This is a genomic window from Shimia sp. (assembly GCF_022448905.1).
Lineage (GTDB): Bacteria > Pseudomonadota > Alphaproteobacteria > Rhodobacterales > Rhodobacteraceae > Shimia.
Genome location: NZ_JAKVCW010000020.1, coordinates 28,996 through 55,311, shown reverse-complemented (window position 1 = coordinate 55,311; position 26,316 = coordinate 28,996). Strand labels below are relative to the sequence as shown.

Sequence of the window (26,316 nt, the reverse complement as noted above, 5' to 3'; positions counted from 1 at the left end):
CCCATGGATCTGACACAGACATTCGCCACGGTTTTCTCCGACTTTGCTGATCCCAAAAAAAGGATCTTTGTCGGCTATCTGGCGCTGTCTCTACTGATCGCTTTCCTCTGGTTGTTGTTTGTCAAACGCCGTTCTCTGCGCGAGACATTTGCGCGGGTGTTTGACCGGAAGGTCTTCTTTTCCAAGTCCGCATTGGCCGACTACCAGATCTTTGTGATCAACCGCGCCTTTACGCTCTTCATTTCACCGCTTTTGATCACACAGGTGGCCATTGCCACTGCGATTTACTTTGCGTTGCACAGGCAGAGCTTTATCAGCTCGGGTGTCTTTTCGGATGCCAACAAGGCGCTGGTTGTTGCGCTGTTCTCCGTCACCCTGTTTGTGATGGATGACCTGACCAAATATCTGCTGCATCGCTGGATGCACAAATGGCCGCCCTTGTGGTCAATCCACAAGGTGCACCATTCCGCAGAAACGCTTACGCCGATCACGGTTTACCGAGTGCATCCGTTTGAAGGTGTGCTCTACGGGTTGCGCAGCGCCTTTGCGCAGGGGTTGGTATTGCCGGTCTTCATTTTTGCTTTCGGCAACACCGTTGATCTCTACACGGTTGTGGGGGTCAATGTGTTGGTGTTTGTGTTCCACGTCACAGGTTCGAACCTGCGCCATTCCCACATCAACATCAGTTATTGGCCCTGGTTGGAACGGGTGTTGATCTCTCCGGCGCAACACCAGTTGCACCACTCCACTGCGGAACGTCATTTTGACAAGAATTTTGGCGCGGCTCTGGCGATCTGGGATTGGCTGTTTGGTTCTCTGCATCTGTCAGAGCAGGAAGAGGAACTGACCTTTGGCTTGCCTCCAGAAGAGGCGAGCGCCGCCAATCTTTTGGACATCTATCTGCGCCCGTTCTCTGATACCTGGCGTTATATCAAACGGCGCAGCAAAAAGGTGGCCAAACTGCTGCGAACGCCACAGCGAAAAACGGAATAGTTTTTCGATTTTGCGCACGACTTGACTTATCGCAAGGCTGCATGGCGCTGCGAGAGCTATCTCACTGACAAAGAGTGCAGGTTTGGACAGGTTGTCCGCCCACACGTCTTTAGCCAGTTGCCGTTGCGACCAGCCATTTCTTTCATTCTCTGAACCCGCCTTCGCTGGCGGGAGACAAAGGACATGAACAATGGCCAATCACACCAACTTCTCACGTCGCCTGTTTTTGAAAGCCACGGCTGCCGGTCTCGCGACACCGGCGATCGGCACGATGGCACAGGCCATGGCGCTGCCAGAGCTGTCGATTTTTGGGCCGCCCGCTGGGCCTTCGATCACCTTGGCCCATGCGGTCGCCTCTGGAAAACTTGCCGAGGTTTCTGCGGCCCCCAGTTTCACCGCATGGCGCAGCCCGGATGAGTTGCGGGCGGGGCTCACCTCCGGCTCTATTCAAATCTCCGTGGTGCCGGTTCAGGCCGCAGCGAACCTCTACAATCGGGGCTTTCCAATCCGACTGACCAACGTGATGACCAATGGGCTCTTGTATGTGATCTCAGAAGATGCTGCGATCAAAGGTATCGCTGATCTCAAAGGGCGGCACATCGCCGTGCCATTCCGGGGGGATACACCGGAAATTCTGTTGGCGCAGCTGCTTGAGCATCACAATCTGGCGGCTGAAACGGACCTCAAGATCACCTACACAGGCACGCCAACAGAGGCGATGCAGATGATGATGGCGGGGCGTGTGGATGCGGCGTTAACGTCTGAGCCTGCGGCCACAGCCGCCATTCTCAAAGGCAAAAAAATGGCTGGCAAAACCATCCATCGGGTGATCGACCTGCAAGAGGCCTGGGGGGAGATGACGGGTGCGGCGCCAGTGTTGCCACAGGCAGGCCTTGCGGTCACGCAAAGCTTCCTGGATAGCTCTGCCCAGGCGCTGCCTGCCATTCAGGCGGCCCTGGACTTGTCAGTTGCAGAGGTGCAAAGCGATCCGATGTCTGTCGCCAAAAATGCCACCGATGCTCTGGGATTGCCGGCTCCGGTGCTGGCAAAATCTGTGCCAAGCTCCAACCTGGTGGTGCGCGCTTCGCATGAAGCGCGTGCGGATATTGAGCGTATGCTGAGCGCGATGTCTGGGGCAGAGATGAAGAAGATTGGCGGCAAGTTGCCGGACGACGCCTTCTACATTTAACCAGCCAGGGCAGGGGCGGATTGACGCCTCTGCCATCCCAAAGGACGCTATTGTGACAGTCTGGTCATTCCTCCTTTCCCGTGCCGGACGTGTGTTGGAGTTTCTCTGGTCCGGATGGGCTGGATTGGCGGCGTTGTGCCTGCTTGCCGCCGCTTGGCAGGCGGGCCATGAGGCTTATGGCCCCTTCATCCTGACGGCGCCATTGGACACGCTCAGGGCCATTGGCCTGTTGGCACGGGACGCGGAAGCCTGGGCAATAGGGGGGCTGACGCTTCAGCGGGCGATCACGGGATTTGCTCTTGTCGGCATTTCCGGAACCGCGCTTGGGATTGTCGCAGGATACTCCCCGGCCACGCTTCGGTTGGTGACGCCCCTGATCACCGTGCTCTTGGGCGTGCCGCCCATCGCCTGGATTGTGCTGGCCATGATCTGGTTTGGCGGGTCGGACGCGACCGTGCGCACGGTGATCCTGATTTCCGCCTTGCCGGTTGTGTTCATGGGCGCGGCGCGCGGTATCACAACACGGGATCGCGGATTGGATCGGATGGCGGAAGCCTTTGGCGCAGGCCCTATCCGGCGCTTTCTCACCGTGGGTTTGCGACAAACCACCACCACGCTGTTTCCTGCACTGGCCTTGGCGCTTGGTACGTCGTTCAAAGTGGCGGTGATGGCAGAACTTCTGGCCAATGCGGGCGGCATTGGCGGAGCCTTGGCGGAGGCGCGTATCAACCTCGATATTGCGCAGGCGCTAGCCTGGGTTTTGGTGTCAGTCGGCTTGTTGATAATTGTCGAATACACGCTTGTGCAGCCGGTGAAATCAGAAGTCGACAGCTGGCGCCGAGCTGCTCAGCCCTGGGGGGTAAAGCGATGAGTTTGTTGCGTTTGCAAAACATCGGTCACGCCTATCTGGGGCGGACCAACCTATCTGGGATCACGCTGGATGTTCAGGCGGGAGAAATTGTTGCGCTTGTCGGGCCGTCTGGCAGCGGCAAGTCCACACTGGCCCATATCGCCGCGGGACTTGTTGAGGCAAAGGAGGGCCGGATCACGCGTGGCTATCTTCGTCATGGAATGATCTTTCAGGATCCGGCTTTGCTGCCTTGGGCGACAGCACAGGGAAACATTGATTACGTGTTGCGGTTGACGGGTCTGCCGCGCAAAGAACGTGCGCGCCGGATAGCGCAAGCTGCAGCGCAAGTGGCGCTGGAGGCGGAGGATCTGGATAAGTTTCCCGTAGAGCTTTCAGGTGGCATGCGTCAACGGGTGGCTATTGCGCGGGCATTGGCCATTGAGCCGGACTTTCTGTTTTTTGATGAGCCGTTTACCGCACTGGATGTCGCGTTGCGCCGCCGTATGCAGGACGTGTTGATCGAAACCTGCGCGGGCGGTCAGAGGGCGGGGTTATTTATCACCCATGACTTGCAAGAGGCCGCACGGATTTCGCATCGAATTGCCGTTTTGGATGCGCGTGGTGATGGCATTCTCGGGGAACGTTTGTTGCCCGATACGCCGGGACATCGGGGAGATGCGCAGGTTTTTGCATGGGTGCAGGATGCGCTTAGGTCTGATCCCATTTTCCGCCATATCCATGATGTGGACGAAAGGCAGATCGCATGAGTTGTGGACCTACGGCGCATCGTCGGACCTTGACGTCTGGTCTTTGGGCGACGTTGTCTGAAGAGGGCTTTCGGCTCTTCTTTCCCGTCGCGGCGCTTTATGCTGCGTTTTATCCGCTGCTTTGGATCCTCGCGTTTGGCTTGGGAGTTCCTTTGGCAGAGACCGTTCCGCCGTCCTTGTGGCATGCACATGAGATGATTGTCGGAGCCTTTGGTGCCGCGCTCATTGGGTTTATCACTACCGCCGCCCCGGAATGGACAGACACTGAGCCACCGCGCGGCGCGTGGCTGTGGCGCTTGTTGGCGCTATGGAGCGTTGGTCGGGGAGTGGGGTTTCTGGGCTGGGAAGATATTGGCCTGATTGGTGCTTTGGCCGATGCGCTCTGGATGGTTGGCTTGGTTGGCTGGCTTGTTCACCTGTCCTTGCAAAGAAGAACAGATCGACTTCTCCCGTTTGTGTTTTGGCTGGCCCTGCTGGCAATTTGCACGGCGGTCGGACGTTTCGGTTTCCATGTCGACAGCTTTGAGCTTGCCAGCAAAGGCATTTACCTCGCGGGTTTTGCGTTTCTGGGTCTGCTTGGCCTTGCGCTTTCGCGTATCACCGTGCCTGTCACCAATCTTGTTCTGGATCCTTCCGAGGAAACCTCTCCTTTCCGCCCTCATCCCGGCCGTCTTCATCTGGCACCAGGATTGGTGTTTGTGGCGATGATGGGGGAAGCGGCCGGTCTCAGCGACGCTGTTTCGGGGTTTCTTTGGTGTGCAGCAGGGGCGGCGTTTATGGATCGTGTGGCAGAAGGATTCATTGGCCGGGAGGCTCTGCGGGCGGAAATCTTGATGCTGGCCGGAAGCAGCGCGTTGGCCGGCGGGGGATTGATCCTGTTTGGTGCGGCGCGTCTTGGTGCCTTCTGGTCCGAGGTGTCTGGTCTGCATGTGGCTTTTATGGGCGGTCTGGGGGTGGGCACCTACGCCGTGTTTGCCATTGCGGGGCTACTACACACGGATCAACCTTTGGGCTTGTCGATCAGAACCCGTTTTGGTGCCAATTGCCTTGTTGCTGCGGTCGCCCTTCGAGTTGCGCCCGATTTTGGCGTGGATTTGCCTGGCCCCATGTACGCCGTCGCCTCTCTCTTGTGGACGGCAGGTTTTCTTTTGAGGTTGGTCGCGTATTGGCCTGCGATCTCCGGACGCGGCAACCTTGGCGATGATGTGTCGGCTTAAGGGTTTGAGACCGTTTTAGGGGTCCTTGCGGTTTCCGGCCTTTGGCAAGTTGATCGAAACGCGCGATTTGCTGTTGGGCCAGTAACGAGTTTCAGTCCGTTACTTACGCGGGAGTACAGGCCCATTTCGGTGAGGGTGCTCGGGGCAGGTGGCGACAGGCCGGGTCACAGGAAAATCACACAGGTATTCTAGTGATGTCCGGAGAGCTGAACCAGCACGCTATCTAACACGTGCAACGACAAAGGATAAGCAAAGCATGGGAGCAGCTGAGGGCAGCGCAGAACAACCTAAACCCAATGCGAAAGAAGCCAACCAACTGATTTCGGCGTGGACTCGTCAGGACTGGCGCGAAGTTCTAACGTCGCCGAACCTGTGTGTCTTGCAAGCGCTTGTGAACGGAGCAGCGACCGCCAGCGGGGCCGGTGACACGCGTGAAGACGCGTTGGAATGCTGTCTGGGTGAAACTGCCGAAATTCAAGCGCATATTGCCCTGCGAGAAACCGGTCAGCCGCCAATTTTGACGGGACAATCTGGCGTTGCTGCACATCCAGACCCGATTGTTGCGCAGCGCCTTGCTATTTTTGAGGCCCATGAACGTGCCGCTGTGTGGGCATGGTGGCTTGGGCAAATGGGCGCGCGGCCTGTTTCTTCTGATTGGTTGTCTCGGATGGGGATCTGGGAATGGCTTAAAAAACTGCGCCTAGGCGCTGTTCAGCGCCGTCAGACGGGGGTCTGGTTGCTTGACTGTCCCGGTGTTGTTTTCGTTGCGGTCAGCCGTGCGCAGGGCGGAACAGGCCAGGACCCAATTCTGGGATTTGGTGCCGACACAGACCCTGAGCGCGCTGTGCGCAAAGCGTTGCGTGAGACACTGTTGATGGAGCTGAATCTGGGAGAGGTGCTGGCTTCTCGCAGCGGACACAGCGACCAAGACACCCGCGCAATTGAAGACAAAATAGCGGCCTATACCCACCGTTGTCCTGCGCTTTTGGGCGCTGAGGCTGAAATCGAGCCTGCTTCAGCGCAGGCGATCACGATTGAGGCGCTGTCGAAAGGGGTGACGCTGCGTGACATTACGCCGGCCGGTCAACTGCGGCGCGTTTGGTGTTGCACAGTGCAAGGTATCGAAAATGCCGGCCTTCAGGGGCAGGATTCGCCATTTATGTAACCGGGGGGATTTTCAATGAGCCATAATCCAACAGCAGAAGAAGTGATCTCGGCCTTTCATATTGAAACGGGGCACCACAAAAATCAGAACTGGGTCAGCGGGTCTGGATGCCCTGCGGGGCATGTAGAAGGCGATGGCGCAGGCATATCATCGGAACAGCCAGCCATTGATTTTGCGTCTGAGAGTTGGCGTGAGGCCTGTGTGGCGTCCAAGAAACATATCCCGGCCGGGTATACCTATCTGGGCCAGTTGATAGGCCACGATATGGGGCACAGTGTTCCGATCACTCAAGTGCCCTATGCGGTGCGTGAGGAGGATGAATCGTGTCCGCCCAAGCGTCACAATGCCATCGAAAACCCGTTGACACTGGAAACACTCTACGGGGCCGGCCCGCGGGTTCTTCCGCATTTGTATGATCAAGAAACGCAGTTGTTTCGGATCAACCGGATGAGTGTCATCACGCTGGCCCACCGAGGCGATGACGCGAGCGTTCGGGCCATTGCCGACGCGCGCAACCGCGATGTCCACCTTTTGCACCGAATAACGGCGATCATGATGCGGTACCACAATCGTGTCGCGGAGCAGTTTTATCAGGTGTTGCCCGGGGACGAGAAAAGCCGGCGCCACATGGCGTTTTCCATGGCGCGCAATCATGTGTTGCGCAGCTGGCATCGCATTATACGCAAGGACTTTTTGCCTTGGTTTCTGGCTCCCGCAGTGGCGGCGATGCCAGAAGAGGAGCTACGCGGTTACAAAGTGATTGATGCGGTCACCACGCAGCACGGATTGATGCGCGCTTTTCACGCCTTGCCGCGTAGAGCTTACAAATTCCCCGAGTTGCGTGATCTGGGCGGACTTGTTCTGCGGTCGCCGAGGAACAACGAGCACAAACTCAGCAGTTGGCCGTTGGATTGGTCGCTGTTGTTTGATCAAGCGCGGAACGGGACAAAAACTGGCATCTCAGCCAGCTTCTCGCCGCTCTTCCGGCCACGCGGTGGGGTGACCATCGATCAACTTGATGCCGCGACTGCCCGTGACCTGGGGCCACAAAGTCTGGACGGTCCGGATATTCAAGCGGTTTTGGCACAGATGCCATCGGATTGGTCCGACCGCTTGGCACCCACCAAGCTTGCTCAGGACTTTACCCGGCAGGTGGCGGCGCCGATGGGGTTTGAACTGACGGAAGCTGAGGTTGCGCGTTGTCACATCCATCTGATCTTGATGATCGAGGCCCAGCTATACGGCAAAAACGGCGGCTTTGGGCCGCTTGGTAGCCTATTGCTGCGCTGCAAGATCGAAGACGCCATTTCCAGAGTGCGCATGGTCGATCCCAGTGCTGTTGCACCGGATCTGCCTCAGCCCAGCAGTTTCATGCAGATCATTAATATCGTGAATACGTAAGGAGGAAGTAAAATGGACAAGTATATTATTGTGGGTCGCAAGGTTGATGGCGGCGGGACAAAGTATTTGCATCACGACGGTGAGGTATCCACCGACCCGGAAAATGATGGTCAGCTTGGCACGGCGTTGAACGTGGAGTTTATTGGTAAGAAAGTGGTGGAGCTGTCACGCGGAGGTCCGTTGGATGAGGACAGCGCGGAGTACAAGGAAGCGGCCGAACTGCTCAAGCAGGCGATGGCGGTTGTGCCGATGGATCAGACACACGACCTCAATGACCCTAAGATTGCCCAGATCCATGAAAACTTCGAACTTAAGCTGCAATGGGATGAGCGTACGTCGGACGCGGAAAACGGCGATGTGAACACCCGCACTCTGGTGGTTCCGGTGCGCGACACGCTGGCGGAGCGCGAGGCGTTTTTTAGCACCCAGGCCAATCAACCAGGGTATGAGCCGCCGCTGACCTATACGCTCGATCATTTGATGGTAAAGCACTTTTACGATGGTTTGCTGGATCGCGCGCTGACCGATGTGCAAGCGGCTGGCACGGTGCTTTCGGATGAGGCAAAAATCGCCATCAAAGCGCAGCTGAACACGCTTTGGGCGGACTCAACAGCGCTTGATAATGATCTTGGCGCTGAGGATGACGAAGAAGATCCAACCCGCAAATCCATGGCGCGCATTCTGGCGTCGCCGGTGTCAGCCTTCCATCGCGCGGTGGGTATCTACATCACCAACATGTGCGACTAGGGCATCAGACGATAATGGCTGCGCCGCAAGACCATAGAGCGTGCGGCGCAGGTCTTCCCCCACCGCGTCGCTGCGCAATGGGAAGCAGGCGACAAACCAGTCGATCACATCGTGCAGTTGCGGGGTGTCCGTGCCGTGCCAAAGCGCGCTGATTTCTTGGTAATATTGCTCTAAGCGTTGTCTGGCGGCCTTGGTTTCCCCCAGTTTTGCCAGTGCAGCGCTGTGCCAGCCACCGGTGGTCGACATCAGTCCATCGCCGCCTGCGCAATGGTTTGCGGCGGTGGCGTAATCGCCGAGCAGATAATGCGCAGCCGCCAGATAGATTTCGTGAAACGGTTGCAGCGTTTCAGGCAGCCGTTCCAACTCGATTAGCATGGCGCGGGCGCGCGGCTCATTGCTGCAAAACGCAAAGCCCAAAACACCTGATGCCAACGTCTGGGTATTTTGCGCATTTAATTGCAGGGACTGCTCAAAATGGAATTCGGCCAGGTCGAATTCGCCCTTATGGCAATAGCACCAGGCCAGAACCCGGTGAGCGCGCGTGTCCATCGCGTCTGCTGCGACCGCGTCCAGCGCATGTGTCAGCGCTTTGTCCCGGAGGCTTGGATCCTGATGGGTGCCGGGGCGCAGGATATGGCGGATGTTGTAGATCCCTGCCAGTTCTGCGTGGGCAGGGCCAAACTCCGGTTGTTCCTGGGTGATGCCGCGCAGAAGTGCCACTGCGTGCGCTTCGTCGTCATGGGTCCAGGTGCCCTTGAGAGCCAGGGATTGGAGCCAGCGGTCGTATAGGTCGGCGCGCTCGTCTTTGCCCTGCCGGTCCGCCACAACCACCCGCAGTGCGTTGCCGATGTTCAACATGAGCATTCGGACCTTGCCAACCCAGTCGCTGTGAGGATCTTCGATCATTTCGGACCAGATCAGCTCTCGATTGCGGGGATGCACAATTTCGACCAGAAAACGATACTGTCCGTCCAGCTTGAAAAGGCGTGGCCGGATAGCGAGGAAATCGTTGTCCTCTGGCTCGGTGGCAATGACCTGCCATTCGCGAAATCGGCCGAGCCGGCTGCGAAGGTCTGTGACAAGGACCGCTTGGAAGCTGGCATCGCGATCATCAAGCAGACCGTTGTCGGGGTCTTCCACCACCATCGTCACGCGACTGGGACGCCCCGACTTTGCCGCAGCTTTGTTTGGCGCGCCTTCGGGGTTCAGCTTGATCGCCGCCAGAAGTTCAATTGTGCTGGTTTCGGGATCTTGATCGTAGGCTTCATCAAGTGCCTGATACAGCTGGTTGTAAACTTCTATGGCCTTGTTTGGCGCGCCTGCTTCCCAATACTGAAGCATCAGAAATCGGGCGGCTTCCTCATGACAGGCATTCAACTCCAGAAGAAACTGCGCCGCATCTTGAGACAGTGCTGCTTCGGGCTGTGACATCACCTTTTCCAGCGTCGCGCTCAGTTTTGATACGGTGATGTTGCGGGTGATCGCCAGCCAGCTGTCAAAATTGTCCGAAATCCCGAGCAGCTGTTCAAAGGCATCCAGCAGGTCCAATCCGGCGCGGCGCGCTGTTTGGAATTGGTCCGGGTCCGACAGACCTTGCTCCACCTCGTCAAACAGGCTCCAGTCCCTCGGGTGGTCTAACACGAGTAACCCTTTGCGGGCGACCAGCGGAAAAGCAATTCGCGTTTCTGACATAATACGCAAATGCCGAACCGTTTGGCGCAGCGAGGCGCGTGCCTTGGCCAGCTGTGCATCCTGCCAAAGCAAGTCAATGATCAGTTCGCTGCGTCGCTCCTTACCTGGTTCCATCGCCAGGTAAACCGCCAACGCCCGCGCTTTTCTCAACTTCGTCTCAGAGAGGAATTGAACAAACGTTTCCGGTACAGTTTTCATGTGGTTATTATGCTGAGGGACGCGAACCTGTGCAATGAGTCATTGTTAACGAATTGCGGTGCTGACTATACAAAAGGTTGTGGCTTTTGATTTGAACAGAGACTGGGCAGTGTTGGGCTTGGACGTGGGCAATCGTGTCAGGTTTTGGCAGGCCGCAGGGAGTGTTGTCGATGATTGGAAATCCGAGCTGAGCGGCGTCACGATGTTTTGAATGGCAGCCTGTCTTGGCTTGAGACACAAACAAAAATGCAGATTTTGGAGATGATTATGACAAAGACTATTTGCGGTGTGGCCGGTTTCGCATTTTTTCTGGCGGGCTGTAGTGACTTAGGGGGCACAAATTCGGAAGGCCACCTGACCAATCTCTCTGACAATCTGGTTGCCATTGCAGCACCGTATCAGGATCTCACCACAGTGCGGATCAACCCTGAAGACGGGTGTTATGAGTACCGGCATGTGGGGCCGGTCGAAACGACGTACCTGCCGTTGCGGGCGAAGGCGGGGAACCCGCTGTGCTCCCGGCCACCGGAATAGGCGCGCTGTTTAAGTTGTGGACGTCACCGCGTCCTCAGGGGGGTGTAGGACCGCAGTCGACCCCGTAGCAACATGCTCATAAAGGTCGTTGATGTGCGGCATGACCATCCGCACACATCCTGAACTTGCCCGTCCGCCGATGGAGCTTGGCGAGGGAGAACCGTGGATGCGCAGGTAGGTGTCGCGGTTTCCGACGTATAGGTAGAAGGCTCTGGACCCGAGTGGGTTGGAGGGGCCGCCATTCATTCCGTTCTCGTGCTGTTTGTAGACGGCCGGCTCGCGTTTGATCATTTGCGCAGTCGGGGTCCAAGTGGGCCATTTGGTTTTGCGGCGGATTGTGTAGGTGCCGGGTTCGTAGAGATTGCCTTTGGCAATGGCGACGCCGTAGCGCATCGCGGTGCCATCGTTTTGAATGTGGTACAGATACCGCGCCACCGCATCGACATGGATGTCCCCCGGCGTCAGGCCGTCGTTGGCTTTCACGCGTTGCGGTAGAAATCTGGCATGTAGGCCCCAGGGGTTGGAGGTGGCTGGATCATAGTTGGCAGGAGTGACCTGCCGGTCCCAGCTGTTCCACCGTGACCGGTCTGAAATGGGTGCTGCACTGACAGGTGCGGCGATGGGTGCCGAGAACAATGCGGCGGACGTGATTAGGAAATGTCGGCGGGTGAGCATGTCAATGTCCCTCAAGAAAACAGACCCGGAATGTAGGAAGAAATCTGTCCCTGCAAAAGTCAAATTGTCGTGTGAAGCGCTGCAGAGCGGTGACGGAAGCTGGGGGGCGTAAAGATTGCCAGACACGGTATCCCTCTTTGATTATGAAGAGTGTTCATAATCATCCTTTGGGATCATCATTTTTCTCTCATGTTTAAGCTAGGCTATAAGCCCGACCAACATAGATGATCGGAACCTGCGGTATGCTCAATTTTTCCCTGCCAGAAACCCCAGCCCACGCAACGCTGCGTGCGCTCGCGAAAGACCGGATATTGGTTCTGGATGGCGCAATGGGCACGATGATTCAGAAGCTGAACATGTCGGAGGAAGACTTCACCGCCAAAGGGCACATCCATGGTCCAGGCTGCCGTCATCACTATGATCCAGACCAGCCGCAACAAGGGAACAATGATCTGTTGGCGTTGACCCAGCCAAAAGCGGTTGAGGATATCCAGTTTGAGTTTGCCATGGCGGGCGCAGACATTCTCGAGACCAACACATTTTCCTCCACGACAATCGCGCAGGCTGATTACGGGCTGGAAGATGCGGTGCATGATCTGAACGTCGCTGGTGCCCAGGTGGCGCGCCGGGCCGCGGATCGGGCGCAGGCAGAAGACGGACGGCCACGGTTTGTGGCCGGGGCAGTGGGGCCAACCAACCGCACGGCGTCGATCAGTCCGGATGTGAACGATCCGGGCTTTCGTGCGGTAAGCTTTGACGACCTGCGCATCGCCTATGGACAGCAGATTGATGGGTTGATCGAGGGCGGTTCGGATTTGATCCTGATCGAGACGATCTTTGACACGCTCAACGCCAAGGCGGCCATTTTTGCGGCGTTTGAAAGTTTTGCGCGCGCCGGGAAGCGTTTGCCAATTATGATTTCGGGCACAATCACGGATGCCTCCGGTCGGACGCTGTCGGGGCAAACACCGACGGCGTTCTGGCATTCCGTAGCCCACGCGCGACCCTTCTCCGTGGGCCTGAACTGTGCACTTGGGGCAGAAGCGATGCGCCCCCATATGGCCGAGATTGCTGGTGTCGCGACATCGATGACCTGTGCCTATCCCAACGCGGGTTTGCCGAATGCCTTTGGCCAATACGACGAAACGCCGGATGAAACGGCAGCTCAGGTTGCAGGGTTTGCCCGTGAGGGGATCGTCAATCTGGTCGGGGGGTGCTGTGGCACAACCCCAGATCACATCCGCGCCATCGCCGATGCCGTTGCCCCTTTTGCTCCTCGTGAGGTGACCAAATGACCGCTCCTTATCTCCGCCTCTCAGGTCTTGAGCCCTTTGTATTGACCCCAGATATTCCTTTTGTGAACGTCGGCGAGCGTACCAACGTGACCGGCTCCGCCCGGTTCCGGAAGTTGATCGTGAACCGCGACTATGCCGCTGCGCTGGATGTGGCGCGCGATCAGGTTGAGAATGGCGCGCAGATCATCGACATCAACATGGATGAAGGCCTGATCGACAGCAAACAGGCGATGATCGAGTTCTTGAACCTGGTGGCCTCAGAACCGGACATTGCCCGCGTGCCGATTATGATCGACAGCTCCAAATGGGAGGTGATTGAGGCCGGGCTGCAATGTGTGCAGGGCAAGTCTGTTGTGAACTCCATCAGCCTCAAGGAAGGCGAAGAGGCGTTCCGGCATCACGCGGGCCTTTGTCTGGCCTATGGCGCTGCGGTGGTGGTGATGGCCTTTGACGAGACCGGCCAGGCGGACACCTTTGAGCGCAAAACGGAAATCTGTGCGCGGGCTTACCGTATTCTTGTTGAGGAGATGGGCTTCCCGCCTGAGGACATTATCTTTGACCCCAATGTGTTTGCTGTGGCGACCGGGATTGAGGAACACGACAACTACGGCGTCGATTTTATTGAAGCGACACGGTGGATCCGGGAAAACCTGCCGCATTGCCATGTTTCCGGTGGCGTTTCCAATCTCTCGTTCAGTTTCCGTGGCAACGAGCCGGTGCGGGAGGCCATGCATGCGGTGTTTCTCTATCATGCGATCAAGGTTGGCATGGATATGGGGATCGTCAACGCGGGCCAGTTGGCGGTTTATGACCAGATTGATCCAGAACTGCGCGAAGCCTGTGAAGATGTGGTGCTGAACCGACTGCCCAAAGACGGTGGCAACGCGACCGAAAACCTGCTCGATATTGCCGAGCGTTACCGCGGACAGGGCGGAGCGAAGGGCAAAGAGAAGGACATGAGCTGGCGTGAATGGACAGTTGAGAAGCGTTTGGAACATGCGCTGGTCAATGGCATCACCGAGTTTATCGAGGAGGATACCGAGGAAGCGCGCCTTGCGGCAGAGCGGCCTTTGCATGTGATTGAAGGGCCTCTTATGGCCGGCATGAACGTGGTGGGCGATCTGTTTGGCGCGGGAAAGATGTTCTTGCCGCAGGTGGTCAAATCCGCGCGTGTGATGAAACAGGCGGTGGCGGTTCTGCTACCGTATATGGAAGAAGAAAAACGCCAGAACGGAGGCGAAGGGCGTCAGTCTGCCGGCAAGGTCCTTATGGCCACGGTTAAGGGCGATGTGCACGATATTGGCAAGAACATCGTCGGGGTTGTTCTGGCCTGCAACAACTACGAGATTGTTGATCTTGGCGTGATGGTGCCGCCACAGAAAATTCTGGAAGTGGCGCGGGATGAGAACGTCGATATCATTGGGCTGTCCGGGCTTATCACGCCGTCACTGGATGAGATGGTTCACCTTGCGACAGAGCTTGAGCGGGAAGAGTTTGATGTTCCATTGCTCATTGGCGGCGCGACCACTTCTCGTGTGCATACGGCGGTGAAAATCGCGCCGCGTTACAACAAAGGGCAGGCGGTGTATGTGACCGACGCCAGCCGTGCCGTTGGCGTGGTTGGGGCGCTGCTAAGCTCAACGCAAAAGCCGGATTATGTTGCGGCCTTGCAGGCGGAATATGCCGATGTGGCAGAAAAGCACGAGCGCAGTGAGCGGGCCAAGAACCGCCTGCCTCTGGCCAAAGCGCGAGGCAACGCGCTGAAGCTGGATTGGGACACCTATACGCCGGTTGCGCCAAGCTTCACGGGGACGCGGGTTGTCGAGGATTGGGACCTTGCGGAGATTGCCCGGTACATTGACTGGACGCCGTTCTTTCAGACCTGGGAGATGCGCGGCGTTTATCCCAAAATTCTGGATGATGAAAAACAAGGGGAAGCAGCGCGGGCGTTGTTTGCGGACGCTCAGGCGATGCTTGAGAAGATCATCTCGGAGCGCTGGTTCACACCGCGCGCTGTGGTTGGTTTCTGGCATGCAAATGCGGTGGGCGATGACATCCGGCTGTATGCGGATGAGGGCCGCGGCGAGATGTTGAGCACGCTGCACACCCTGCGCCAGCAGACAAGTAAGCGCGGAGATCGACCAAATGTGGCGCTTTCTGATTTTGTCGTGCCTGAAGGTAAGGGGGCGGATCATGTTGGCGGTTTTGTGGTGACCGCGGGGCCGGAAGAGATTGAGATTGCCGAGCGGCTCGACAAGACCAACGACAATTATGGTGCCATCCTGGTGAAAGCGCTGGCAGACCGCATTGCCGAGGCCATGGCCGAGATGTTGCACGAGCGCGTGCGGCGGGAGTTCTGGGGGTATGCTTCAGAGGAGCAGTTTGATCCGCAGGCTTTAATTGGTGAGCCATACAAAGGCATCCGTCCTGCGCCGGGGTATCCGGCGCAACCGGACCACACCGAAAAGCGGACGTTGTTCTCACTGCTTGACGCAGAAACGGCCACCGGCGTTACCTTGACGGAGAGCATGGCGATGTGGCCGGGGTCATCTGTTGTCGGGCTCTATATTGGCCACCCGGAAAGTTATTACTTTGGCGTTGGCAAAGTGGAGCGCGATCAGGTTGCGGACTACGCGGCGCGCAAGGGTATGACACTTGCAGAGGCAGAACGCTGGTTGGCGCCGGTGCTCAACTACATTCCTACGGATGGCGCCCAAAACGCGGCGGCTTGAGGTTTACAGGCCGATGTAAGTTCAGCCTGCCATGAGGGCAGGCTTTTGGTTCGGGGAAAATAAGAATGGCCACTGCTTCTTGCGTGCGGTGGCCTTTTGTTTGTCGTGGGGCTTTGGAGGACGGTTCCGGTACATGGTTACAAAAAGTTCAAGGAACTGACACTTTTTCTTTGAGCAGCGCCCGTATTGCGATCCCAACAAAGTTGGGGATGCGCTGTGCTGAAAGTAGACAATCTGACAAAGGCCTTTGGGCCGAACGTGGCTGTGGATGCGGTCAATCTGACTGTGGAGAAGCCCGCGATGATCGGGATCATCGGGCGATCTGGGGCGGGGAAGTCTACGTTCCTGCGGATGCTGAACCGCCTGACGGACCACACCAGTGGGCAGATTGTTTTTGGCGACAAAGACATCACGGCGCTGAGTGGTGGTGACAAGCGACGTTGGCAGAGCGATTGTGCGATGATTTTCCAGCAGTTTAACCTTGTGCCGCGGATGGATGTGGTCAGCAACGTGCTGCATGGCACGCTCAATCGGCGCAGTACTTTGGCCACAATGTTCAACCTGTTCCCCGACGAAGACCTGCACCGCGCCATCGACATTCTCGCGCGTCTTGGTGTTGCCGAACATGCGGCTAAGCGAGCTGAAGCCTTGTCCGGTGGTCAGCAGCAACGTGTCGCTATTGCCCGCGCGTTGATGCAGGATCCTGAGATTATCCTCGCTGACGAGCCGATTGCCTCGCTGGACCCGATGAACGCGCAGGTGGTGATGCAATCGCTGCGTCAGATTCATGAAGAAGATGGCCGCATGGTCATTGCCAACCTGCACACGCTGGACACTGCGCGCCGCTATTGCGACCGCGTTGTTGGGATGCGCGACGGGCGGATCGTTTTTGACGGAACCCCAGAGCAGCTGACCACCGGTGTGGCGCGCGACATTTACGGCGCAGATGCCTCCTTTAGCGAAGCGGCCACCTCGACCGAGATCGAGACGCTGGACCGCACCGCCAAAGAGCACGCCGATCTCGAACTTGCCTGACTTTCATCATGCCCCACGCAGCGAACAGCGTGGGGTTTTTACCAACTGGAGAGACCACGATGAAAAAACTGCTCGCTGCCGTACTGGCAACCACCGCCCTGACCACACCTGTTGTGGCAGAAGACATCAGCGAATTCCGCATTGGCCTTTTGGGCGGCGAAAACGCTCAGGACCGTTTGAACAACAACGAGTGCCTTCGCGCAAAGACGGAAGAAGTGTTGGGTGTTCCAACCAAACTCTTCGCCCCGGCAGACTACAACGGCGTGATCCAGGGCTTGCTGGGCGGTACCATCGACATGGCCTGGTTGGGTGCATCCGGCTACGCCAAAACCTATCTGTCCGACCCGGAAGCGGTTGAGCCGATCCTGGTAAAAGTAAACGTGGACGGTGGTTACGGATATTACTCCATTGGCTTTGCCCGCAAAGACAGCGGCATCACCTCGCTGGAAGACATGAAAGGCAAGACTTTTGGCTTTGGTGATCCAAACTCCACCTCCGGCTTCCTGATCCCATCCATCGAAATTCCGGAAGCTACTGGCGCGACTATGACCTCTGGTGATTACTTCGGCGAAGTAAAGTTCTCCGGCGGCCACGAGCAGACCATCGTTGGTGTGAATAACGGCGACTTTGACGGCGGTGTGACCTGGGCTGACGGTCTGGGCGAATGGGAAGACGGCTACAACTCTGGTGCACTGCGTCGCGCTGTGGATGCTGGCCTTGTGGACATGAACGAGCTGGTCAAAATCTGGCAGTCCAAGCCGATCCCAGAAGGTCCGATTGTTCTGCGCAAAGCGCTGCCAGAGGACGTGAAAGTCAAGTTCACTGCGTTGATGGCGTCCTTGCCGTCGATTGATCCGGATTGCGCCTATGGCGTTCTGTCTGGCGAGGCCAAAGGTGTGATGCCAATCGGGCATGACGCCTATGAGGTGATCATCGAGGCACGCAAGCTGAAGTCCAACTAAGCCAAGAACACTTGGTTTTGGCAGGCCCCGTTTGTTTCTGCGGGGCCTGTTTTTCAAGGAAAGGGTGATCATGACAGATCAGGCTTCAAGCGTATTGGACATCCGCGCCGACTATATGGCGCAGATGCGACGCAAGCGGATGATGGACGGCATCATCTTGGTGGTGTTTATCGCGTTAATGGTCACCGGTTTCATGATTGCAGATGACCGGAACGCAGGCGGTTTCTGGGACGGGCTGCACCGGTTTTTTGATTTCCCCAAAGAGGTGTTGAGCGAAGCGGTCGAGAAGATTGCGGAATTGCCGGGCAATCTTTGGACGTATTTCCCATCGCTGATCGAGACCATCAATATTGCCGCCGCTTCCACTCTGTTGGGGGCGATGCTGGGTATGTTGCTGTCGCTGCTGTCCACGCGCGGCATGGCGAAGTGGCCGCGGCTTGTCCCGCTGTTTCGCCGGGTGATGGACATAATGCGCGCGATGCCAGAGATCGTGATTGCGCTGGTGCTAATTTTTGTGATGGGCGGCGGGCCAGTGCCTGCGATGATTGCCATTGCGTTCCATACAGCGGGCGCGCTCGGCAAGCTGTTCTCTGAGGTCAACGAGAATGCCTCCCTTAAGCCGATCGAGGGGCTGCAATCGGTTGGGGCTTCTTGGTCACAACGGATGTGGCTTGGCGTGATCCCGCAGGTGGCCCCGAACTATTTCAGCTACGCGCTGCTGCGTTTTGAAATCAACATCCGCGCGTCGGCGATCCTTGGCTTCGTTGGTGCAGGCGGCATTGGCTACGAACTGCGCAACGCCATGAGCTGGGGCAAAGGTCAGTATGACGACGCCATGGCAATTTTCCTGCTGTTGTTCCTGACCATCGTAGCGGTCGATCAACTCTCTTCCGTGGTGCGCGAGCGCCTGACACACGGCAAAACTCAGAAAGTGGCGTCATGACCATCACTGCCAATGAAACCGATCTGCTGAAGGTCGAGGCCGACCGTCTGTTCAATCGTAAGAAGCTAATGAGCTTCGGTCTGCCTGCCATGGTGCTTGCTTACCTGACTTACATATTCTTCGCCTTTGACATTCCGGGACTGGCGCAGCGGTTTGAAGTGGATAACGCCCGCGCCTTGGTGGCGGACAGTTACAGCTACAAGACGCATGTCACGCGTGACAATCGCACCGGAGAGATCAGCGCCGCCATAGAAGGTGAGCGCAAGGGCACTTATCCCGACGGCACGTCACCAGAGTGGGTGACCCGTGGCGAGACCGAGACGGTCATTGATTTGGGAGACGGGCACGTTGTGACCTTTGGCGCAGACAATTTTGTCAGCTACGCCATTCCGGAATATGGGATTGTAACGGCGCAACCTAGCCGCGCGAAAGGCGTGCAGGCGGTGTTGCCGACTGACGAAACTCCAGAGTGGATCAACGCGTCAAAAAACCGGATGACCATCACCACGGAGGCCGGGCGTTTGACCATCACGCGCAACCGGACAGAAGTGTTCCGCTACTTCAACGGTTGGGAGCTGTTCTTCTTTACCCTGGACAGCCCGTATTCCGGCCTGAGCGTTGGTGAGGTGATGTCGCGCGCGCTGGGCGGGGAACATGCGCAGATTTGGCAGGATTTCTGGACCAACAAGATGTGGCGCCATCAGGACGTGGCATGGGCGATCTTTGAAACCATCTTGATGGCCTTCCTCGGCACCATGGGCGCCGCGATGGTGGCATTGCCACTGGCGTTTATGGCGGCGAAGAACTTCTCGCCATTTATGGTGGTGCGCCAAGTCACACGTCGGTTCTTTGACTTTTTCCGCGGCGTGGATGCGCTGATTTGGACGATTGTCTTGTCCCGCGCATTTGGGCCTGGCCCCCTTACCGGCGCTCTGGCGATCCTGATCACGGACACAGGTAGCTTTGGCAAAATGTTCTCGGAAGCGCTTGAAAACGTAGACAAGAAGCAGATTGAAGGCATTCAGTCGACAGGGGCTAAGCCAATCCAACGCTATCGCTTTGGTGTTATTCCGCAAATCACCCCGATCCTGCTGAGCCAGATCCTTTATTATCTGGAATCCAACACCCGTAGCGCGACCATCATCGGCGCCATCACCGGGGGCGGCATTGGGTTGATGCTCACCCAGGCCATGATCACCCAGAAGGACTGGGAAGAGGTGACCTACTACATTGTGCTGATCATCTTGATGGTGATGGTGATGGATTGGTTCTCTGGCTGGCTGCGCCGCAAGCTCATTGCGGCAGATGACAGCGGTCACTGAGAGGGTGCGTCCGGCGGTGGTTTTTGCGGGGTCGCAACTGCAGCCGGACGTCCAAAATCACTTTAAAGGGGAGCCAAAGATGCCCAAACTCTCAGCCAACACACCGTTGATCCATGACAATTGCATTCTGCATGACGCTACCTTTGGGCGCTATGTGGAGATCGGGCAGGGCAGTCGGATTATCTCTGCGCATTTTGAGGATTACTCCTATTGTGACCGGATGGCGGAGGTGGCCAATGCCAAGATTGGCAAGTTCGCCAACATTGCTGCGTTTAGTCGGATTGGGGCGACGGACCATCCGATGGAAAACGCCTCTTTGCACCACTTTCTCTATCGGTCCGACGACTATTTCGACGATGCCGAGCCGGATGCAGCCTTCTTCGCACATCGCCAAAGTCGTGTGGCCACTATAGGGCATGACACCTGGATTGGGCATGGGGCGATGATCAAACCAGAGGTCACGCTTGGTCATGGCAGCATTGTGGCCAGCGGGGCCGTGGTGACCAAAGACGTGCCGCCCTACATGATCGTGGCGGGCATGCCAGCCACGCCTATGCGGCGGCGGTTCAGTGAGAAAGTGGCGGACCGTTTGATGGCTTTGGCCTGGTGGGATTGGGAGCATGGGCGGCTGCGCGCGGCGCTTGCCGATTTCCGCGCGCTGAAGGCAGAAGCCTTTCTAGAAAAATACGAAACCTGAAGCCACTGAGCGGTCTGGCGGTTTATTCCGCCGCCAGACGTGAGGTGGGCTGGTTGGCAAAGAAGCGGTGTGCCGCTTCGCCGGTCAAATGCGTGATGCGCCCAGCGCAGATTGTGCCTTCAACGGCATGGGTCTGGGCATTCACAATAGCGACATCGGCGCGCTTGCCCTGCACAAGTGTGCCGCGATCCGACAACCCCATTATGTGCGCCGCATTGGTCGAGATCATCGCCCAAGCCTTGGGCAGGTCGCATAGACCGTCGTCCACCATGCGAAAGGCCGCCTTAGCGAGCGCCGGATAGTGATAGTCAGACACCAGCACGTCGCAAAGGTTTTCCTCCACCAGACGGGCGGCGTTGATATTGCCTGCTTGACTGCCCCCGCGCACGATGTTGGGGGCGCCCATCACCACGTGGTCGCCCACCGCCTTGGCCACGGCGGCCGGGCCGCGTGCGGTTGGAAACTCACAAATGCGCGCACCCAGCACAGAGTAGCGTTCGCGGGTGTCGCCGTCCGGGTCATCGTGGCTGCCATAGCGCACACCAAGCGCGTCAAAGCGTTCTGCCATGGCACAGAGGTAGCGCGGCACCCTTGGGGACTGGTCAAAAGCGGCGCGCACGAGGCGCATGTGTTCTTCAGGCGTGCGCCCGGCTTTCTGTGCCCAGAGCGCAATTTCATTGGGTTTTTCCCGGGCCAGATAGAGCGCCTCTTCGAGGTGGTTATTGAACACCACATAATCGACCTTGTGCCGCTCCACAGCGGACAGCAGCCGCTCGCCCGTGTCCACGGTGTGGGTTTCACAGCGGATTTGAATGCGCAGGTCGCTGACGGCGTGATCGCGGTAGTGGTCCATCGCCGCAAGCAGGGTTTCTGCCGCTTCGGGGCCGCGATGGCCGCCTTCCCAGCTCCAGCTCTGGGCCAGCCATGCGGTGGTCACCCCATTGGCGGCGGCGTCCCGATCGGTGGCACGCAGGCCCATTTCCAGCGGGAAGGGTGCGGAGGGGCGCGGCGCGATATGACGCTCAAAGGCGTCGCCATGCATGTCGATGATGCCCGGCATCAGCAGATAGCCGGTCAGGTCTACCTCCGGCAACGGGCCGGTGGTGATCAATCCATTTTCAATTGCAAGCGTGTCTTCCTGAAGGAGGCCGTCGCACAGAACTTTGGCGCCGGTGAGGCGCAGGGACAGGGTGGGTTTGGACATGTGGATGTGCTCAAATTGTTTTGCGCCATCTCTACAGTCCTTATGTGTCGCCGCCGTGACGTTTCAGGGTCACTTTTTCAAACTATGTGGAGATATCTTTTTGCACGTGACGTTACTCTGACAAGGTGAGTGTGACCCGGTCTCCGGCGAACCATGTGGTGCCGAACTCGATTGGAGTCTGATTGGCATCCACGTTTACGCCGATAGAGCGTAAGATCGGATCACCCTCGTTCAGGCGCAAATGGAGCGCTTGTGTGGCTGTGGCGCGCTTGGCTGTGAGGCGTGTCCAGGCGCGGGTGTAATCCGACACATTGTTGGCTTTGAGAGCTGCCGTGACCGACCGCAGGTCTGCCAGTTGGTCCGTGAGCATCGGAAAGCGCGCGGCAGGGAATACGCTGCGGAACACGGCAATCGGGTTGTCGTCCGCAAGCGAAAGTCCGTCATAGACATGCACACGCGCGTTTTCGGAGAGCTTCAACGCTTCCTTTTCCGCAGAGTCGGCCGTGCGGGTTTCCAGGTGCAGGACCTCCTTGCCGGGCAGTCGACCCGCTTGCTCCAGATTGCGGTGGAAGCGCACACGCTTGCCGATGGCATAGTCTGTGGGAACTTGAGCCACAAAGACACCTGCGCCACGCCGCGCATGCACCAAGCCATTTTCGGACATGGATTTTATTGCGTGCCGCACGGTGTGTCGGTTGACGCCAAATCGCGCCGAAAGCTCTGCTTCGGTAGGTAATTTTTCGCCGGGGGCGTAGCGGCCTTCGGTGATGTCTTCCGTCAGAGAAGCGGCAATCGATTGCCAGATTGGGGTGCGTTTGGCGGTCATGGCAGGCTCGATGTCATCAAAAATTCACAGGACTCAGGATTGCGCGACTCGCATCGCACAGCTAGGATTTGTCTAGTTGTATAGGAAAGTAGACAAATTCACAAGGTGTCTAGATGACCGCAGAAAGTAACAGACGCGCCTGGATGTCGCTGCTCGCCAAAGCGCCCGCAGATCGACTGAACGCGCTTTGGCATGCATATGGCGCTGCCCCAAAATTCCACTGGCTACGCGCGCCGGAAATTGGCGCGAGCATGGTGAGGGGGCGCCTTGGAGGCACTGGCGCGCCGTTCAATCTTGGCGAGATGACGCTGACGCGCTGCGCCTTGCAGCTGGAGAGTGGCGAGGTGGGGCACGGCTATGTGCAAGGGCGTGACAAGCAGAAGGCAGAGATTGCTGCGCTGGTGGATGCGTTGATGCAGGGGCCGGAAGCGGCGGCAGTGAAAGCCGCTGTTCTGGAGCCACTGAGCGCAGAGATGGCGGAAGTCAAAACCGCGCGTGCGGAGAAGGCTGCGGCCACAAAAGTGGATTTCTTCACCATGGTGCGGGGAGAGGACTGATGAACGCAGATGTTCTGAAAGGCGGATTTGCCAATGCGCCGGTGGATGCCGCGCATGCGTTTCGCGCAGCGATGAATGTGATGGCACGGCCAGGCACGGTCGAAACCCTGGAAGGCGTTGAGCCGCCTGCACCGATGTCGATTGCCGCTGGGACGTTGATCCTGACGCTGTGTGATCCAGACACGCCGTTGCATTTGGCTGGCGACTGGGATTGCCAGGAAGTGCGGGACTGGGTCGCTTTCCACATTGGGGCGCCCATCGTAGGGGCTACACATGCGATGTTTGCGGTTGGCAACTGGAATGCCCTAGCACCACTCAACCGTTTTGCGATTGGTACGCCGGAATATCCGGATCGTTCAGCGACATTGATTGTGGAGCGCGAGGCACTTGTGGCAGCGGGCGCAACATTGCGCGGGCCAGGTATTAAGGAAACCGCCGAGATGGCGCTGCCTGAGACAGAAGCTTTTCAGATGAATGCTCTGCTCTTCCCATTGGGGCTCGATTTCTTCTTCACCAGCGGAGATCAGGTATCTGCGCTGCCCAGAACAACAAAAGTGGAGGCGGCCTGATGTATGTTGCAGTGAAAGGCGGCGAGCGCGCGATTGACAATGCGCATGCGTGGTTGGCCGAAGAACGCCGGGGCGATCTGAATGTGGCGGAACTGTCCGTTGCGCAGATCCGCGAACAGCTGAGCCTTGCGGTGAACCGGGTGATGGCCGAGGGATCGCTCTATGATCCGGATCTGGCGGCGCTGGCGATCAAGCAAGCGCGGGGCGATATGATCGAGGCGATTTTCTTGATCCGCGCCTATCGCACCACCTTGCCGCGCTTTGGGGCATCGGCGCCGGTGGAAACCGCTGATATGGCCTGTGATCGCCGGATTTCGGCGACCTTCAAAGACGCGCCGGGCGGGCAAGTTTTGGGGCCAACTTTTGACTACACCCACCGTTTGCTGGATTTCGCGTTGGTCGCAGAAGGGGAGGCTTCCGCGGTTGAGCGCGGTGAAGCACGCGCAGAGCCGACGCCGCATATCACGGAGTTCCTGAACAAAGAGGGGCTGATCCAGACGGAAGTGGACTCGGAAGACGTCCCTGGCGATTTGACGCGCGAGCCGCTTGAACTGCCAGCCAATCGCCCGTTGCGGCTGCAAGCGCTGACGCGTGGCGATGAAGGCTTTGTGCTGTCGATGGCCTATTCCACGCAACGCGGGTATGCGCGCAACCACGCTTTTGTGGGCGAGTTGCGCATTGGCAAAGTCCCTGTCGAGATGGAGATCCCAGAGCTGGGGTTTGCCATTGAGGTTGGCGAGATTGAGTTGACTGAATGTGAGACGGTGAACCAGTTTCAGGGCAGCAAAACTGAGCCGCCGCAGTTTACGCGCGGCTATGGACTGGTCTTTGGGCAATCCGAACGCAAAGCGATTTCGATGGCATTGGTAGACCGTGCATTGCGTTGGGAGGAGCTGGGCGAAGACAACCTTGGCGCGCCGGCGCAGGACGAGGAGTTTGTGCTCTATCATTCCGACAACATTCAGGCGACGGGCTTCTTGGAGCACATCAAACTGCCGCATTATGTGGATTTCCAGTCTGAGTTGGAGCTGATCCGCAAGCTACGCCGTGAGGCGATGGAAAACACAATGCCAGTACAGGAGGCGGCGGAATGAGCGACTATAACTTTGCGTATCTGGATGAACAGACCAAGCGCATGATCCGGCGTGCGATCCTGAAAGGGCTTGCCATTCCGGGATACCAAGTGCCGTTTGCGAGCCGGGAAATGCCGATGCCGTATGGCTGGGGCACGGGCGGGGTGCAGGTGTCAGCGGCAACTCTGACGCCCGAGGACACGCTGAAGGTCATCGACCAAGGCGCGGATGACACCACAAATGCCGTGTCGATCCGCAAGTTTTTTGAGAAAACTGCCAGTGTGGACACCACCGAAGAGACAGCGCAAGCGAGCGTCATTCAGACCCGTCACCGCATCCCGGAAGAGGACCTGCGAGAGGATCAGATTCTTGTCTATCAGGTGCCGATCCCGGAACCGCTGCGATTTCTGGAGCCTTCGGAGATTGAAACCCGGAAGATGCACAGCCTCGAGGAATATGGCCTTATGCATGTGAAGCTCTATGAGGACATCGCCAAACACGGTGCCATTGCCACGTCTTACGCCTATCCGGTGAAGGTCGAAGGGCGCTACGTGATGGACCCAAGCCCGATCCCGAAGTTTGACAACCCAAAGATGGAAATGGCGGCGATTCAGTTGTTCGGGGCTGGCCGGGAGCAGCGGATTTATGCGCTGCCGCCCTATTGCCAAGTGGTGAGCCTCGATTTTGAGGATTTCCCGTTTGAAGCCAGCAAGGCTGACCATCCTTGTGACATGTGCGGTGCCACAGACAGCTATTTGGACGAGGTCATCATGGATGACGCGGGCAACCGGATGTTTGTGTGCTCGGACACAGATTATTGCGCCAGCCGCCGCAAGGCCGGCCACGTTGGCGCGCAAGCCGCAGCTGCAAGTGCTGCGCTGAAGGAGACAGCCGCATGACGCCGCTTCTTAAAGTTGAGAACATCAGCAAGTTCTACGGCCACCGGATCGGCTGCAAGGATGTGAATTTTGACCTCTACCCAGGAGAGGTCATGGGAATTGTTGGGGAGAGTGGGTCAGGCAAGTCGACTCTGCTCAACTGCCTCGCCGGGCATCTTGATCCGGATACCGGCGAGGTTCTGTTTGAAATGCGCGACGGCGCCATGCGGGATACGGTCACGATGAGTGAGCCGGAGCGCCGGATGCTGAGCCGCACAGACTGGGCCTTTGTGCATCAGCACGCGCGTGACGGGCTGCGCATGAATGTGAGTGCAGGCGGTAACGTGGGCGAGCGGCTGATGGCTGTGGGCGCGCGTCACTATGGCCACATCCGCGAAGAGGCTGTGGATTGGCTTGGCCGCGTGGAGATCAGCGAGACCCGTGTAGATGACCGGCCGACGCAGTTTTCTGGCGGTATGCAGCAGCGGCTGCAGATTGCGCGCAATCTGGTGACAGGTCCTCGGCTGGTGTTCATGGATGAACCTACTGGGGGCTTAGATGTTTCCGTGCAGGCGCGGCTTTTGGATTTGCTGCGCGGGTTGGTGCGCGAGATGGGGTTGAGCGCGATCATTGTGACCCATGACCTCGCAGTGGTGCGTTTGTTGGCCGATCGACTGATGGTGATGAAAGACGGCCATGTGGTGGAAACCGGCCTGACCGATCAGGTGCTGGATGATCCGCAACATGCGTATACGCAACTGCTGGTCAGCTCGGTTTTGCAAGTGTGACCTATAG

The 26,316-nt window shown here is 57.8% G+C and carries 25 protein-coding genes; 21 read left to right on the top strand and 4 right to left on the bottom strand.

Translation table 11 applies throughout. From position 1 onward, the window contains the following. Positions 1-3 precede the first annotated feature (3 nt). The 8 genes from MK208_RS19110 (at position 4) to MK208_RS19075 (ending at position 8,329) form a co-directional block, all read left to right on the top strand. Positions 4-993, top strand: coding sequence for a sterol desaturase family protein (locus MK208_RS19110; protein ID WP_294119192.1), 990 nt, complete (start codon positions 4-6; stop codon positions 991-993). A 190-nt stretch (positions 994-1,183) separates the two neighbouring features. After that, positions 1,184-2,182, top strand: coding sequence for an MqnA/MqnD/SBP family protein (locus tag MK208_RS19105; protein WP_294119190.1), 999 nt, complete (start codon positions 1,184-1,186; stop codon positions 2,180-2,182). Between the two features lie 52 nt (positions 2,183-2,234). Beyond that, positions 2,235-3,053 carry an ABC transporter permease subunit gene (locus tag MK208_RS19100; protein ID WP_294119188.1) on the top strand — a complete coding sequence of 273 codons (819 nt, stop codon included), beginning with the start codon at positions 2,235-2,237 and terminating at the stop codon, positions 3,051-3,053. Further along, on the top strand, positions 3,050-3,799 hold the full coding sequence (locus MK208_RS19095) for an ATP-binding cassette domain-containing protein (protein ID WP_294119186.1): 750 nt from the start codon (positions 3,050-3,052) through the stop codon (positions 3,797-3,799). The genes MK208_RS19100 and MK208_RS19095 overlap by 4 nt, the downstream gene beginning before the upstream one ends. After that, positions 3,796-5,016, top strand: a complete 1,221-nt coding sequence (locus MK208_RS19090) for an NnrS family protein (protein WP_294119185.1) — start codon at positions 3,796-3,798, stop codon at positions 5,014-5,016. The genes MK208_RS19095 and MK208_RS19090 overlap by 4 nt, the downstream gene beginning before the upstream one ends. A gap of 256 nt (positions 5,017-5,272) precedes the next feature. Further along, positions 5,273-6,181, top strand: a complete 909-nt coding sequence (locus MK208_RS19085) for a YcaO-like family protein (protein WP_294119183.1) — start codon at positions 5,273-5,275, stop codon at positions 6,179-6,181. Between the two features lie 15 nt (positions 6,182-6,196). Next, positions 6,197-7,582, top strand: a complete 1,386-nt coding sequence (locus tag MK208_RS19080) for a peroxidase family protein (RefSeq protein WP_294119181.1) — start codon at positions 6,197-6,199, stop codon at positions 7,580-7,582. Between the two features lie 12 nt (positions 7,583-7,594). Beyond that, the gene (locus tag MK208_RS19075) at positions 7,595-8,329 is read left to right on the top strand and encodes a hypothetical protein (protein ID WP_294119180.1); all 735 of its coding nucleotides are present in this window, start codon (positions 7,595-7,597) and stop codon (positions 8,327-8,329) included. Here MK208_RS19075 and MK208_RS19070 read toward each other — a convergent pair. Then, positions 8,279-10,219 carry a BTAD domain-containing putative transcriptional regulator gene (locus MK208_RS19070; RefSeq protein WP_294119179.1) on the bottom strand — a complete coding sequence of 647 codons (1,941 nt, stop codon included), beginning with the start codon at positions 10,217-10,219 and terminating at the stop codon, positions 8,279-8,281. The two genes, MK208_RS19075 and MK208_RS19070, sit on opposite strands and share 51 nt — an antisense overlap. Before the next feature lie 267 nt (positions 10,220-10,486). On the opposite strand from MK208_RS19070, the gene MK208_RS19065 reads away from it, so the two are divergent. Further along, positions 10,487-10,753 carry a hypothetical protein gene (locus MK208_RS19065; protein ID WP_294119178.1) on the top strand — a complete coding sequence of 89 codons (267 nt, stop codon included), beginning with the start codon at positions 10,487-10,489 and terminating at the stop codon, positions 10,751-10,753. A gap of 9 nt (positions 10,754-10,762) precedes the next feature. Here MK208_RS19065 and MK208_RS19060 read toward each other — a convergent pair whose 3' ends face one another. Continuing rightward, positions 10,763-11,428 (bottom strand): L,D-transpeptidase, encoded by a 666-nt coding sequence (locus MK208_RS19060; protein ID WP_294119177.1) that lies wholly within the window; start codon positions 11,426-11,428, stop codon positions 10,763-10,765. Positions 11,429-11,670: 242 nt separating this feature from the next. Here MK208_RS19060 and MK208_RS19055 point away from each other — a divergent pair, with 242 nt between their 5' ends. From MK208_RS19055 to MK208_RS19025, 7 genes are all read left to right on the top strand, one after another. Next, positions 11,671-12,723, top strand: a complete 1,053-nt coding sequence (locus MK208_RS19055; RefSeq protein WP_294119176.1) for a homocysteine S-methyltransferase family protein — start codon at positions 11,671-11,673, stop codon at positions 12,721-12,723. Continuing rightward, positions 12,720-15,455, top strand: coding sequence for a methionine synthase (gene metH, locus MK208_RS19050; RefSeq protein ID WP_294119174.1), 2,736 nt, complete (start codon positions 12,720-12,722; stop codon positions 15,453-15,455). The genes MK208_RS19055 and metH overlap by 4 nt, the downstream gene beginning before the upstream one ends. 216 nt (positions 15,456-15,671) lie before the next feature. After that, on the top strand, positions 15,672-16,490 hold the full coding sequence (phnC, locus tag MK208_RS19045; protein WP_294119172.1) for a phosphonate ABC transporter ATP-binding protein: 819 nt from the start codon (positions 15,672-15,674) through the stop codon (positions 16,488-16,490). Positions 16,491-16,549: 59 nt separating this feature from the next. Beyond that, complete coding sequence (gene phnD, locus MK208_RS19040) at positions 16,550-17,452, top strand: phosphonate ABC transporter substrate-binding protein (protein WP_294119170.1); 903 nt, start codon at positions 16,550-16,552, stop codon at positions 17,450-17,452. Positions 17,453-17,522: 70 nt separating this feature from the next. Then, on the top strand, positions 17,523-18,395 hold the full coding sequence (gene phnE / locus MK208_RS19035; RefSeq protein ID WP_294119168.1) for a phosphonate ABC transporter, permease protein PhnE: 873 nt from the start codon (positions 17,523-17,525) through the stop codon (positions 18,393-18,395). After that, complete coding sequence (phnE, locus tag MK208_RS19030) at positions 18,392-19,717, top strand: phosphonate ABC transporter, permease protein PhnE (protein WP_294119166.1); 1,326 nt, start codon at positions 18,392-18,394, stop codon at positions 19,715-19,717. Before phnE (MK208_RS19035) ends, phnE (MK208_RS19030) begins: the two co-directional genes overlap by 4 nt. A 79-nt stretch (positions 19,718-19,796) precedes the next feature. After that, positions 19,797-20,414 carry a chloramphenicol acetyltransferase gene (locus MK208_RS19025; RefSeq protein WP_294119165.1) on the top strand — a complete coding sequence of 206 codons (618 nt, stop codon included), beginning with the start codon at positions 19,797-19,799 and terminating at the stop codon, positions 20,412-20,414. A gap of 22 nt (positions 20,415-20,436) precedes the next feature. On the opposite strand, the gene MK208_RS19020 is transcribed toward MK208_RS19025, so the two are convergent. Continuing rightward, the gene (locus MK208_RS19020; RefSeq protein ID WP_294119164.1) at positions 20,437-21,618 is read right to left on the bottom strand and encodes an alpha-D-ribose 1-methylphosphonate 5-triphosphate diphosphatase; all 1,182 of its coding nucleotides are present in this window, start codon (positions 21,616-21,618) and stop codon (positions 20,437-20,439) included. 112 nt (positions 21,619-21,730) lie between these two features. Further along, complete coding sequence (phnF, locus tag MK208_RS19015; protein WP_294119163.1) at positions 21,731-22,444, bottom strand: phosphonate metabolism transcriptional regulator PhnF; 714 nt, start codon at positions 22,442-22,444, stop codon at positions 21,731-21,733. 113 nt (positions 22,445-22,557) lie between these two features. Here phnF and phnG point away from each other — a divergent pair, with 113 nt between their 5' ends. From phnG to phnK, 5 genes are read left to right on the top strand one after another with little or no spacing between them, the layout of a single operon-like run. Next, a complete protein-coding gene (phnG, locus tag MK208_RS19010) occupies positions 22,558-23,001 on the top strand; it encodes a phosphonate C-P lyase system protein PhnG (protein WP_294119162.1) in 444 nt (147 codons plus the stop codon). After that, on the top strand, positions 23,001-23,570 hold the full coding sequence (gene phnH, locus MK208_RS19005; protein WP_294119161.1) for a phosphonate C-P lyase system protein PhnH: 570 nt from the start codon (positions 23,001-23,003) through the stop codon (positions 23,568-23,570). Before phnG ends, phnH begins: the two co-directional genes overlap by 1 nt. Then, positions 23,570-24,664 (top strand): carbon-phosphorus lyase complex subunit PhnI, encoded by a 1,095-nt coding sequence (locus tag MK208_RS19000; RefSeq protein WP_294119159.1) that lies wholly within the window; start codon positions 23,570-23,572, stop codon positions 24,662-24,664. The genes phnH and MK208_RS19000 overlap by 1 nt, the downstream gene beginning before the upstream one ends. Continuing rightward, on the top strand, positions 24,661-25,542 hold the full coding sequence (locus MK208_RS18995) for an alpha-D-ribose 1-methylphosphonate 5-phosphate C-P-lyase PhnJ (RefSeq protein WP_294119158.1): 882 nt from the start codon (positions 24,661-24,663) through the stop codon (positions 25,540-25,542). The genes MK208_RS19000 and MK208_RS18995 overlap by 4 nt, the downstream gene beginning before the upstream one ends. Then, a complete protein-coding gene (gene phnK / locus MK208_RS18990) occupies positions 25,539-26,309 on the top strand; it encodes a phosphonate C-P lyase system protein PhnK (RefSeq protein ID WP_294119156.1) in 771 nt (256 codons plus the stop codon). Before MK208_RS18995 ends, phnK begins: the two co-directional genes overlap by 4 nt. The last annotated feature ends 7 nt before the right edge of the window (positions 26,310-26,316 follow it).